General features: G+C 43.4%; 10 protein-coding genes. 1 reads left to right on the top strand and 9 read right to left on the bottom strand.

The window, feature by feature from the left end; genetic code table 11:
• Positions 1–61 precede the first annotated feature (61 nt).
• Positions 62–886, top strand: a complete 825-nt coding sequence (gene mazG, locus F551_RS0107885) for a nucleoside triphosphate pyrophosphohydrolase (protein ID WP_018996958.1) — start codon at positions 62–64, stop codon at positions 884–886.
• Positions 887–904: 18 nt separating this feature from the next.
• On the opposite strand, the gene hflX is transcribed toward mazG, so the two are convergent.
• The 9 genes from hflX to dusB all read right to left on the bottom strand — a co-directional run bounded on the left by hflX (position 905) and on the right by dusB (position 12,669).
• Positions 905–2,167 carry a GTPase HflX gene (hflX, locus tag F551_RS16490; RefSeq protein WP_155825837.1) on the bottom strand — a complete coding sequence of 421 codons (1,263 nt, stop codon included), beginning with the start codon at positions 2,165–2,167 and terminating at the stop codon, positions 905–907.
• Between the two features lie 77 nt (positions 2,168–2,244).
• A complete protein-coding gene (hfq, locus tag F551_RS0107875) occupies positions 2,245–2,502 on the bottom strand; it encodes an RNA chaperone Hfq (protein ID WP_018996956.1) in 258 nt (85 codons plus the stop codon).
• Between the two features lie 106 nt (positions 2,503–2,608).
• Complete coding sequence (locus F551_RS0107870; RefSeq protein ID WP_018996955.1) at positions 2,609–4,021, bottom strand: potassium transporter TrkG; 1,413 nt, start codon at positions 4,019–4,021, stop codon at positions 2,609–2,611.
• Positions 4,022–4,042: 21 nt separating this feature from the next.
• Complete coding sequence (gene trkA / locus F551_RS0107865; RefSeq protein ID WP_018996954.1) at positions 4,043–5,452, bottom strand: Trk system potassium transporter TrkA; 1,410 nt, start codon at positions 5,450–5,452, stop codon at positions 4,043–4,045.
• 22 nt (positions 5,453–5,474) lie between these two features.
• Positions 5,475–6,848 (bottom strand): nitrogen assimilation response regulator NtrX, encoded by a 1,374-nt coding sequence (ntrX, locus tag F551_RS0107860; protein WP_018996953.1) that lies wholly within the window; start codon positions 6,846–6,848, stop codon positions 5,475–5,477.
• Complete coding sequence (locus F551_RS0107855; RefSeq protein WP_018996952.1) at positions 6,848–9,067, bottom strand: sensor histidine kinase NtrY-like; 2,220 nt, start codon at positions 9,065–9,067, stop codon at positions 6,848–6,850. The genes ntrX and F551_RS0107855 overlap by 1 nt, the downstream gene beginning before the upstream one ends.
• 96 nt (positions 9,068–9,163) lie before the next feature.
• Positions 9,164–10,582, bottom strand: coding sequence for a sigma 54-interacting transcriptional regulator (locus F551_RS0107850; RefSeq protein WP_018996951.1), 1,419 nt, complete (start codon positions 10,580–10,582; stop codon positions 9,164–9,166).
• A gap of 12 nt (positions 10,583–10,594) precedes the next feature.
• On the bottom strand, positions 10,595–11,662 hold the full coding sequence (locus tag F551_RS0107845; protein WP_018996950.1) for a two-component system sensor histidine kinase NtrB: 1,068 nt from the start codon (positions 11,660–11,662) through the stop codon (positions 10,595–10,597).
• A complete protein-coding gene (gene dusB, locus F551_RS16485; protein WP_018996949.1) occupies positions 11,659–12,669 on the bottom strand; it encodes a tRNA dihydrouridine synthase DusB in 1,011 nt (336 codons plus the stop codon). Before dusB ends, F551_RS0107845 begins: the two co-directional genes overlap by 4 nt.
• Positions 12,670–12,714 lie beyond the last annotated feature (45 nt).

Below are 12,714 nucleotides of genomic sequence, written 5' to 3'. Positions count from 1 at the left end.
GATGTCCTATCACTGCACTTTAAAGCCACTTATTATGCCTATTTGATTGAGCAGAAAAATAATGACAAAAAAGACACGCGCATTTGTGGAAACCGAAAACGCAATCACTGACCTAATTCACATCATGGAAAGGTTGCGAGACAAGGAAACTGGCTGTCCTTGGGATATAGAACAGACTTTTGAAACAATTGCCCCCTACACCATCGAAGAAGCATATGAGGTCGCAGAAGCAATACACCTAGGTGATATGTGTGAATTGCGAGATGAATTGGGCGATCTCTTTCTACAGGTAGTTTTTCAAAGTCAAATAGCAAAAGATAATGGTATATTTGATATTCACGATGTTGCACGAGCAATTGTGTCCAAAATGATTGCGCGTCATCCCCATGTGTTCGGAGATGCCGAAATCAAGACGGCTGACGATCAAACAAGTCACTGGGAAGCTCTGAAGGAAAAGGAAAGAGCAGCTAAAGCAAGAAGTGAAAAATTACCATCTGCATTGGACGGTGTTGCATACGCACTTCCATCCTTAACTCGGTCAGAAAAACTTTTAAAACGTGCCGCAAGAACGGGTTTTGACTGGCCTAAAGCAGAAGACATTAAATCAAAACTGGATGAAGAACTTGTTGAGCTTGAAGACGCAGTGGCTTCTGGAATTCAAGAAGACATCAATGAGGAGATGGGCGACGTATTGTTGGTCGTTGCAAATTTGGCGCGTAAACATGGCGTAGACCCAGAAACAGCATTACGTGCAGCAAATGATAAGTTCACTGCCCGCTTTGAAGGCATGGAGCAATTAGCTAGGTCTTCAGGAAACGAATTTAATTCACTTTCTTTGGAACAGCAATCTGACCTATGGTTACAAGTGAAATCAAAACTTAAATAAGTACAAAGCTAAAACTGATTAAAATGTTTTTTTGGAGGACAGAATAACATCATCAATATCAATCTCATGGTGTTCGTGGACAAATTGATTGAGTTCTCGTTCTGATAGGCTCACTCTAAGTATTACATTTCCAAATTCATCAACTGTTTCGCCTATGACATTACTATACTGATGTAACCAAGAACGAGCTTTTCCAAATTTTGGTTCTATTTTTATTTCGAACTCGCGAGTTGATGAAAAGAGCGTTTCTTGGATTAATGTTAAAAGATCTTCCAATCCATCGCCATTGATCGCGGAGGTCAGAATAATATCCTCTCGATTTGCTGAACCCGCTTTAAAAACGGCCAGCATATCCTCACCTAGTGCGTCAGCTTTATTCCAAACCTCTATGACAGGCGGTCTCTCAGTTTTTGTATCTTTCTCAAGTTGGGAAAGTACATCGTCGACATCTGCTGCTTGGCGTTCGGTCTCTGGATGACTGATATCTCGAACATGAAGTAGTAAATCAGCTTCAATTGCTTCTTCAATGGTTGCTCTAAAACTTTCGATCAAATGAGTTGGAAGGTCTGTAATAAAGCCAACCGTATCGATCATTGAAATTTTTTTGCCGCTTTTAAGTTCTATATCGCGAGCGGTTGGGTCTAGGGTCGCAAATGGCATATCAGCGGCGAAAACTGTTGAGTTTGTTAACGTATTGAATAGCGTCGATTTTCCTGCATTTGTATATCCTGCTAAAGCAACAATGGGAGCACCGCGGCGCTTCCTTCCTGCTCTTTGTAATCGACGCGTGCGTCGAACAGCTTCTAGATCAGTTTTCAGCTTGGCAATTCTGCCATCTAACATGCGGCGGTCCGCTTCCAATTGGCTTTCTCCCGGCCCAGCAAGGAAACCCGTACCACCACGTTGTCGTTCTAGGTGGGTCCAAGTTCGGACTAGTCTGGATCGTTCGTACAATTGGCGCGCCATCTCAACTTGTAATCGACCTTCAGCTGATCTTGCGCGAACACCAAATATTTCAAGAATTAGACCGGTGCGGTCCATAACCTTAACATTCAAGGTGCGCTCTAGGTTCCGTTGCTGAATTGGTGTCAAAAGGCAATCAATAACAATCAAATTGCCTTTGCAGTCATCCAGCAAATCACCAATGTGTGAAAGTTGCCCTTCTCCTAATAACTTCGCAGCGTTTGGTTTACGGACTCGCAAGCATTCAGTGAAACCAAGTTCAACGCCCAAAGCTTCGACCAATCCCTCCGTTTCTTCAATTCGGGATTGATCATACATTGGCGCATCAAAAAGGGTCGGAATTACAATTCCGGATATCTGCTTTGGGGCTTCAATTTCTAACAAGTTAGCTTTGGTTACTCTTCGTCAGAGGCGCTATCATCTCCGCTAAACAATTTAACAGGGTTGTTTGGGGCAATTGTAGAGATAGCGTGCTTGTATACAAGTTGTGGGGGTCTTCCATCCCCTTTTAACAACACACAAAAGTTATCAAACCAAGTCACGACACCTTGTAACTTTACACCGTTCATAAGAAAAATTGTAAGCTGTACTTTGTCTTTACGAACTGCGTTTAAAAACGTGTCTTGAAGGTTTTGTTTTTTATCGGATGACATTTTATTATGAGCCTCTTCTCGGGACTTTGTTATTACTGTTCCGTTGGTTTTATTATTTCAGACTAACAAAAATTAGTCGTGATTCGGTCCAAAAACCTACTTAGTACTATTTGCGCCAAAAATCACCAGAAAACAATGGGGCTAACGCTAGAACTTCAATTCTTCCCAAAATGCAGCCAATACTTACAACAATAATCGAAAAATTGCTCACGTCCTGATCAATGAAGGCGACATCAACTAATGGACCTGTATTAGATATCGAGCCAATTGCACTTCTAAACGCTAATTCCAAATCCAGTCCGGTTAGAGATAGCAATATTCCAATGAGAATACATGCGCCAAGGTACGCAATCAAATACACCCAAACCCCTACAACGATATTGTCGGTTCGGGCTCTCCCCTGAAATCTAAGTTCCGCTGTTGAGTGATCAAAGGCTAAGCGTTTAAATTCTGCAAAAGCTCTGCTCAACAATACTAGAACTCGTGTCATCTTTAAACCACCTGCAGTTGACAACGCAGCCGCTCCAACAAAGACAAACAAGTCTGGAATTGGTTGAGGAAGTAAATCTAAAACCTTCTCAGTGCCCGAAACGTCCATTCCTGACGTTGATATAAAAGATAGCGCTTCAGAAACAAAACGTAAGTCAACACGTTGAGAAAAGACACATAAAAGGCCCGTAAAAACGACAACTCCCAACAGTAAAATTTGGGTTTCAGAATCTTTGATGTAAACTTTCCAGCTATTTTGTCGAAGTATATCTGCATGTAGAGCAATGTTTGTCGCGCCTACGAATAGCAGGATTGTCAAAATAATTACTGAGAATGGCGAGTATGCGTAAGCACCAGCCACGTTAGGTAATACATTGCTGGTAGAAATGGCAGCGACACTGCGGGTTAATGCATCAATCAATTCGACACCTGACGCTGCCATTGCCAACGCTCCAATAATAGCAAGAGCCCCGTAAACAATGGAAATTGTCAATGATACACGGCCTATCTTGCCGAAAAGGTCTTCCTTAGGAAGAGTAAGCAAATGAGATCTGTGAACACCTGGACCGGATAGGTTTAGAGCAGCCAGCACGACAACTGCCATGACCACACCTGATACCCCACCTATGAACTGCAAAAATGCACGCCATACACGAATAGAAATTGGCTGGATTTCTTGCCCAATTGAAGATCCAGTGGTCGTTAAGTTGGATACAGCTTCAAAGCTTGCATGTAACCAAGTTTCTACAACATTTGACGCCCAAAATGGCGGGGCTGCGATTATTGGTATTAAGAACCAAAAACTAACAACAAATAGAAGCCCTTCTCTGGCACCAGTTTTCTTTGGAGCATCCCATAACAAGATTATAAGTGACGCGCCGAGAAAACATCCCAATACTCCAGAGAGTAGAAACCCTCTAGCGGAATCGTTTTCGCCAATCAAAGTTGCAAAAAGAGAATTCAGTAAAGCGCATCCACCGATTAAGGTGATCATCAAGCCAAGTTGTTTAAGAACACTAGAAACGTTCAATTTCGCATCTCACCTGATGTTTTAATAATAATCTAGTTTAACGCGGAAGAGTAAATCTACTTTGCGCGACATTTCTTTTTCGGCAAATAGAATGACTGTATCATGAACTTTCACTTTGTTTGAAAGCTCAATAGGCGAACCGTCTCGAATAATTGCGCCGGCTGAAATGCCTTCGGGAAGTTCTTCCGGTGTTAACGTCATACCGACCAATGGAGCCGTTTCTTTTACTACGCCTTCCACAACTTCCGCTGCGCCATTTTCCAAAGTCTTTAGATTTGAAAGCCGCCCTTGTCTTAGTTTTAAAAGAATTTTTGATACCGTAATTGATCGTGGGTCAATTAGTACGTCTATTCCGACATTGGATTTGATGTTTGCTAAATCCGCTTCATTAACGAGTGAAATTACCTTCTTGGCACCAATTTTCTTTGCGAGTGCTCCCAAGAGAAGATTGGTTTTATCATCATTGGTCAATCCGACGACCAGGTCAGAGTCAGACACACCAGCCTCTTCCAATAAGTTAGGGTCTAGACCATCGCCATGTAATACGATTGCTCTTTCTAGAAATTCAGCTGCCTTGTTCGCTTTATCTGCTTCTCGCTCAATTAGACGAACTTTTACATTGTGCTTGTTGCGTCCATTCTTCTTTGTTGGAGCTTCTAATTGTTTTGCAACGTTTAAGCCGATATGGCCTCCTCCCACTACGACAACGTGACGGCTGTGATTCTCGGAAATTCCCAATATATCAAACATGTGTTCGATCTTATCCGTTGGAATAATCCAATACACACGATCATTTAACTCTAGCTTGTGGTCTTCTTTTGGCACGAACAAGTTCTTATCTCTGCCAATCCCTACAATTTGTGCATTGCAATCTGGGCATAAGGCGTAGATGTCTTCCAATCGGCGTCCATGAAGGGTGGAGTCTTTGTCCGTGATTTCCACACCAAGAAGTTTAACTACTCCCGATTCATTTTGGTTCATAATTCCCATATCTGCAGATAAAAATGCACCGGGAGTTGATAGACCTTGAAGAATAGATTCACTTACTTCTGCTTCAGGCGATATGTGCATATCAACTGGAATATGATCCCGCGTAAACAAGTCTGAATAAGCTGTTTTTGTGTAAGCTTGTGTTCTTATGCGTGCGATCTTAGTCGTGATTTTGAATAAAGAGTGTGCAACCTGACATGTTACCATATTGATTTCATCCATATGGGTAACCGCGATAATCATCTCTGCGTTTTCAGCGCCTGCATCTTGTAGTGTCTGAGGGTGCGCAGCGTGTCCAAGTGTCGTTCTTACATCAAAACGAGTACCAACTTGATCAAGAAGGTTTGCATCATCATCAATCATGGTCACATCATGATCAATGGATAATCGTTCTGCTATCCCCTGACCTACACGACCAGCGCCACAAATTATAATTCGCATGCTTGCACCTCAAGCTTTAACTTTACGACTTATCGCCAGATGTATCTACGCCTAAAGCTTTGAGTTTTCTATGCAAAGCTGATCGTTCCATACCGATAAACGCTGCTGTTCGAGAGATGTTTCCACCAAACCGCGTAATCTGCAGTGATAGATATTCTCTTTCAAATTTTTCGCGTGCATCACGCAATGGCAAAGATATTGTATCCATAGATGCAGTATTATTGCCATCACCATTTTTATCCATAGGAAGATGATCCGGCATGATCTCTTGAGAAGTATCGCCGCTTGCTAGTATCAATATCCGCTCGATTACGTTTCGTAATTGTCGCACATTTCCGGGCCATTCAGATGATTGAAGCACAGCAAGCGCTTCTTCTGAAAACGTTCTAGCTGGGAGGCCAGAAGACTCTCCGATGAGCTTGGCAAAATATTTTGCCAAAGAAGCTATGTCTTCGCGGCGACTTTCTAAAGATGGAACCGTAATTGGAACCACGCTCAGACGATAATACAAGTCTTCTCTGAAGCGCCCTGCTGAAATTTCCTCTTGGAGGTTCCGAGCCGTGGAGGAGATTACTCGAACATCAACTTTGACATCAGAGTGTCCATTTTCACGTTTAAATCTTTGATCGATCAATACTCGTAGGATTTTCGACTGCGTGCCAGCTGGCATATCCGCGACTTCATCGAGCAATAGGGTTCCGTTGTGAGCTTGTTCGAAAAGGCCGATCTTTTTCGGTCGACCATTTGCATCTTCTTCTCCAAACAACTCCATTTCCATACGGTCAGGCTCTATTGTAGCTGCACTAACAACTATAAATGGACCATCACTTCGTTGTGAGTTTGTGTGGATCATACGTGCGACGAGCTCTTTCCCGACGCCAGGTGGACCGGAAATTAGAACGCGGCTATTAGCAGGTGAAACTTTGGCTATGGATGCGCGCAATTGTTGAGTTGCCTGACTATCACCGATTAACTCGTCACTGGTCGCAGCCTGGGACTTAAGACGAATATTTTCTCGTTTTAATTCGGCTGCTTCTAATGCCCGTTCTGCCAATACTAATAGTTTGTCGGAATTGAAGGGCTTCTCAAGATAATCATAAGCACCATTGCGTATTGCGGTTACTGCCGTTTCCACAGTTCCATGACCAGACATTATTACAACTGGCATTGTGCTATCTAGTTCTTTGAGCATGGAAAGAATTTCAAGACCGTCGAACTCTGAACCTTTGAGCCAGACATCCAAAACAACTAGATTGGGCGCTCTCTCTCGAACTGCATCCATTGCTTGTTTGGCATCAGCAGCTGTTCGGACCTTATAGCCTTCGTCTTCTAGTATTCCTCCGACCAATTCTCTGATGTCGGTTTCGTCGTCTACGACTAATACTTCATAAGCCACTATACTTCTCCTTCACTGATGAGAGCTGCGTCCTCATCTTCTCGGATTATGGTAAGAGGAAGAGTAATATTCACTCTTGCCCCTGAATCTGAAAGTTCGTTGTCACCAAGGGTAATTTCCCCGCCGTGATCTTCAACAATTCGATTTACGATAGCCAAACCAAGACCTACTCCGGTTTCTCGGGTGGTAACATAAGGCTCTAATAAACGACTTCTATCCTCTGTAGGAAATCCAACGCCTGTATCACGTATGATTAGCAGAGCGGTTTCATCTTGAATTTCTACATTTATGGAAACATTTCCAACTTTGATTTCGCCAGTATTTATATGACGTTCGACTGATTCTCGTGCATTTTTAACAATATTAGTAAGTGCTTGACCTAACAATCTCTCATCACCAGTCATCGTTGTTACTTTATCGGGCACATCGGCATTTATGCTTACTGTGGGAGATGCAAGTCGCTGTGCAAAAGCAATGTTTTTGACTAATTCGTTTAAGTCGAAAGGTGCAAGAGTTGGTTTAGGCATTCTGGCGAAAGAAGAAAACTCTTCGACCATACGTCCTATATCCCCTACCTGACGCAATATCGTTTCAGTGCAACTATCGAATGTCTCTTTATCTTCAGTAATTTGTTTACCAAAACGTCTTCTAATTCTCTCTGCAGAAAGTTGAATTGGTGTTAGTGGGTTGCGTATTTCGTGCGCAATTCTTCGTGCAACATCTCTCCAAGCTGCCTGTCTTTGACCTGCCACAAGTCTGGTGGTGTCGTGGAAAGTGACTACAAAACCGTTCATGTCTGCTTCTGGAGACACTCTAATATGAATGTCTTTCACGCTATCGCCAGATGAAAGTTGGATGTTAGAACCAACAGTCTGTCGAGATTCAACAGTTTCCCTCAGTGCTGAGAGGAATTCAGGGGCGATTTCGTGAAGCAAACTGTCATTCAGGCTTTCCGTAGGGATATTTAAGAGTCTGCCAGCTGAAGCATTTGCAAGCGTGACTCTAAACGTTGGATCTACCCTAATTACCCCAGCTTCTACACCGGATAGGACCGTCTCAATAAACTCTGAACGTGCTTCTGCTTCGAGACGAGCTGAGTCCAAATCTCTTCGTTGGCGAGACAATCGCATAGTCATTTGGTTAAAAGCTTGAGAGAGGTCATCTACCTCATCTCTAGCCTTGGGACGATCAAGTCTTACAGATAAATCACCATCCCTAACCGCTCGTGCGGCCGCAGCTAGATCACCAATTGGTTTTGCAATGAGGCCCGCAGCGTACATTCCTAGCCAAGCTGTTCCTAATAATATCAGCAGAGCCGACTCTATGTAGGAAAGAACGAATACAGTTCTCAGACTATCTTTACGATGCCCTGCTTCTCTATATTCATCTAACACACTTTGCGTGGCTGTTAATTGTCTTGCAACAGTAACTGGCCCCTGACTTGCGCTATAAAGGTATGCTTCAGGATAGGCCTGAAGCTTTGTCAAAGTGCTCACGACGAAATCAGCTGATACGCTAATAGCGTCTTTGTCCGATCGTGCAGCTATCCAGTTTAACTCAGACATTTCGGATATTTCCAAATCTGAGCTATTATTGATCTGAAAAACTATTTCTCTATTTTCGTTATAAATAACCAATACAGGTAGGTCTCGTAGTTGAGACTCTAGAGCTAAAAACTCTTGAAACTGAACTGGCGCATTTGAATAAGCAGCAACAACGGACTCGTCATTTAGATCGGTAACAGCTTCTGCAACATTGTTTCGAACGTCGTTGATAACTGCGGTAACCGATGCTTCGGCAGCGTCGGAAGAATTTTCCACCACCGCATAAACACGTTCAGATAACCAGTTATCTACGCTTCGGTTTATCAAAGTTCCTAGAAGTGCAGCTATTATCGTAGGAACCATAGCTGCCAGGCCAAACAGTGCGATAATCCGCAACCTTAATCGTGCACCACCTTGTGTGTCCTGATTTTCCTTAAACAGTTTATATATTCTTGCTGTTAAGGCTGCCCCTAGAATGAGAATGAAAACTAAATTGACAACAAGCAACCAAATCATCAATGGGCTAGACGCCGTAGAAGCTTGGCTGTCAGCAACAGATAGATAAGTCGCGATTGTTGCCAATATCGCAGATACGGCAAACAAAACCCGCAGTACAATCGTTCCTATTGGACCGAAGTTAGCGGGTGGTTTAAATGCGAATTGCGACGTTTTCATCTATGCACAGTTTAGCGTGTCATAATTGCGACACTGTGATACATAAACGCAACAACTGCATTCGTAAACATCTAATTCTGGAGCAGAAGCCCTTGTTTACTCTTCGTCACCTAGTTTCAAACTATTGATCTTTGATCTTAGCGTGTTTCGGTTTAGCCCCAATAAAGACGCCGCCTTCACTTTGTTTCCATTTGTTGCAGCCAGAGCCAATTTTAATAATGGTCGTTCAACCTGTTCAATAACGTCCGGATACACTGATCCGTCAGCTTCAGTTGCAATGCTTAAACGGGCCATGAAGTGACGTGATAACAATGTCTCTACTTCAGCTTCAAACGCTCCAGTCTCTCTCTCCGGTTTGGCACCGGATTTCATTTCGCGTTCGATTTCTCGTGCTGAAATAACTGGTTCAGGACTTAAAGCCGCAAGGCGACGAATTAAGTTTTCTAATTCTCGAACATTTCCGGGCCAGTCATATGCTGAAAGCAAATCATAAGCGGATTTATCTAATTGTTTTTCTGGGAGCCCTTCTCTTTTTGCACGAACAAGAAAAGCAGCTGCCAACTCTAAGATGTCTTCTTTGCGTTCACGCAATGGAGGTAACGAAAGAGATACAACATTTAGACGATAATAAAGATCCTCTCTAAAAAGGCCCTGTTCAACCAAAGTACGTAAATCATGCTTTGTAGATGCTATAATGCGTGCATCCGATTGTTTTACAGGCCCGCCACCATGTGAAGAGTATTGTCCATCTTGGAGAAAACGGAGAAGTCGGGTCTGCGCTTCAAGCGGCATATCTCCAACTTCATCCAGATAAAGTGTGCCCCCATTCGCTTCCCCAACGCGACCAGGAGAGGATGTCCCGTTTTCTGATGTTAAACCAAAAAGGTCTGCTTCAACTTGCTCTTTTTGAAGGGCAGCTAGGCTCACGGCAACGAACGGGCCGGTTTTTCGTTTTCCGAGATCGTGAATAGCACTTGCACACAAATCTTTACCGGTTCCACTCTCTCCTTCAATCAAAACGGTTAAATCGGTGTTCATTACACGGGCTATAACTCGATACACATTTTGCATTGCCGTTGACCGACCAATGAGTGGCAATGCCTCGTCTTTTTCGGCTTTTCGACTTGCTGGCTCAATACCTTTAGCTGACCGTTTCTGTAGCGCCCGCTTCACTGAATCAGCTAATGCATCGATATCAAACGGCTTCGGCATGTAGTCATAGACACCATGGTCTGAAGCCATTGTTGCCGTTAGAACAGTGCTTTGACCACTAATCACGATGATTGGCAGGTCGGGCCTTTCCTGACGTATCTGTGGCATGATGTCGAATATAGATTCATCCGGCATATAAACGTCAGTTATAAGCAAATCACCTTCACCGGCCTCAACCCATTTCCAAAGTGTAGAAGCGGTGTTTGTCGATCTGACGTGATATCCTTCTTGAGCAAGTGTTTGGCTGATAACTAGACGAACACTTGAGTCATCATCTGCGACTAATATGGTGGGGCCACTCACAAGGATTACCTCTTAGGTTTTGGGAATAGAAATGGGTAGTAAAAGCTTGAAACACGCGCCAGACGTTGAGTTTTCAAGCTCTACAAACCCGCTATGGGCTGAAATTATTTCTGAAACGACTGTTAGACCAATCCCCGCTCCCGACTTCTTGGTCGAGAAAAACGGAGTAAAAATCTGATCTGCAACAGCTTTAGGGACACCTGGTCCATTATCTTTAATTGCTATCTCGATTGCGCCAGACCGAGAGGGTTTTTCACCCTTTGAGTGTCGCAATGTAACACCTGCTCTATATCTCGTTGAGATATGGATGTGTCCTTTCTCTTTTCCTTTTGGAATAGCTTCGGCAGCATTTTTCACGAGGTTAAGACAAGCTTCGTGAATATGATCAGGATCAACATACACGTCAGGAAGTGAAGGATCGAAACGGAAAGTCAATTTGATTTTTTCAGCAAAACTAGCGGACGACATTTCCATAATGCGATCTAAGACTTGATGGATATTTGTCATTGAAGGACGAGGACGGAAGAAAGTTTCAAAAGCTGCAAATCTATCGACTAACCGTCCAATACGTGCACCTTCTTCTTTTATGAGGGTCAACATGGACATTTGGTCATCACGAGCCTGCCGTGCGAGCAATTGTGCTGCCCCGACAATTCCTGCAAGTGGGTTTTTAACTTCATGCCCAAGAATTCTAGCAACTTCCGCCATGGCGGCGGACTGGCTTTTGGATTCATGATCTGCTTGATAAGCAGCGGGACTTAAGCTGATCGTTATGATATCATCATTAGCAGATAATGCTGCTGTGGCGTCGATGTTCGTCGGGGAGATAAATGGACCGGAAAGCACTATGTTTCTAGCGTAAACAGTTCCACCATCTCGTGATGCTCTTTGAACCAGATCAACAATCGGCGAATCTTCTGCAGTGAGTTTGCTTAAGTTCGTATTGATAAGCAAAGCATGACTTTGGCAAAGGATTGATTCAGCCATTGGGTTTGCTTGTTGGATCACTCCATCCTTACCTACGCATATGACAGCGACTGGTAATGTATCTAGAATTCTGTCTGATAAAGTCATGCTCATTGCACCTCTGCCTCAATTTTTAGATTTGAGAGATGGTTCAGTTTTTTAATTTCTGATTTCAGTTCAGTATCATTATTGATCTGGCACAAGTTCCGCCGAATGTTATCGCGTTGAGCATTATCAATTTGCAATTCTTTAGCGCTATCGATGAAAGCTGCTAGGTGTTTCCTAAATACTCGCACACCCAGTCGTTCACCATAGAGTTCGATACTATCTGAAATTTGTTCGCATAGCGCTTCAAGCTTTGTTGAAAATGAGGGAGCCTTGAAGACATTTCCTGTCAGTTCCGACGCTATCTGCCCCAGCAACCACGGTTGCCCCATGGCGGCTCTGCCAACCATAACACCTTGGGCGGCTGATTCATTAAGAGCTATTTGCGCATCTTTTGAAGTATTTATGTCCCCATTTACAATGACGGGAAGATTACATGCGTCGCTTACGGCTTTTACTTTGGACCAGTCTGCGTGCCCTTCATAGAACTGGCATCGCGTACGACCATGAACAGTTAGAAGTTTTACATCTTCTTCTTCACAGATTTGAGCAAGTTCGGGAGCGTTTAACGAATTGTCATCCCATCCTAACCGCATTTTTACAGTAACTGGTTTATCGCTCCCTTCTCTAGTGGCAACGATAAGACTTCTGGCAAGGTCCAAATCACGCATTAAAGCGGATCCTGATTGACCACCTGTGACTTTTCGTGCCGGGCAACCCATATTGATATCTATGATATCCGCGCCCGCTTTTGCCGCTATTCCTGATGCTTCAAACATCCACTCCGGATCGCGGCCGGCTAATTGAACAACAAAAGGGTAAGTATTTTCAGGTCTGGCAATGCGCCAAACCATATCTTTTCGTCCTGTAGCTAATTCTGATCCGGCAATCATTTCAGTCACAACAACCGGCGCCCCAAACTTTGACGCTTGACGGCGAAATGGTGCATCAGTAGCTCCTGACATTGGAGCTAAGAATACTGGTACATCAATTTTTATGTTACCGACTGTGATCATTGATATATTCAAACTGGTTAGATAGCCTAATTTTTGTGCAGTTTA

The organism is Hirschia maritima DSM 19733, from assembly GCF_000378345.1.
Classification (GTDB): domain Bacteria; phylum Pseudomonadota; class Alphaproteobacteria; order Caulobacterales; family Hyphomonadaceae; genus Hirschia; species Hirschia maritima.
Note: the sequence above shows the minus strand (reverse complement) of the source record. Positions and strands in the feature narration are given on the sequence as shown.

Coding starts and splice junctions, on each gene's coding strand:
- mazG (WP_018996958.1), top strand. CDS start 62: ATGACAAAAAAGACACGCGCATTTGTGGAAACCGAAAACGCAATCACT.
- hflX (WP_155825837.1), bottom strand. CDS start 2,167: ATGTATGATCAATCCCGAATTGAAGAAACGGAGGGATTGGTCGAAGCT.
- hfq (WP_018996956.1), bottom strand. CDS start 2,502: ATGTCATCCGATAAAAAACAAAACCTTCAAGACACGTTTTTAAACGCA.
- trkA (WP_018996954.1), bottom strand. CDS start 5,452: ATGCGAATTATAATTTGTGGCGCTGGTCGTGTAGGTCAGGGGATAGCA.
- F551_RS0107855 (WP_018996952.1), bottom strand. CDS start 9,067: ATGAAAACGTCGCAATTCGCATTTAAACCACCCGCTAACTTCGGTCCA.
- F551_RS0107845 (WP_018996950.1), bottom strand. CDS start 11,662: ATGAGCATGACTTTATCAGACAGAATTCTAGATACATTACCAGTCGCT.
- dusB (WP_018996949.1), bottom strand. CDS start 12,669: ATGATCACAGTCGGTAACATAAAAATTGATGTACCAGTATTCTTAGCT.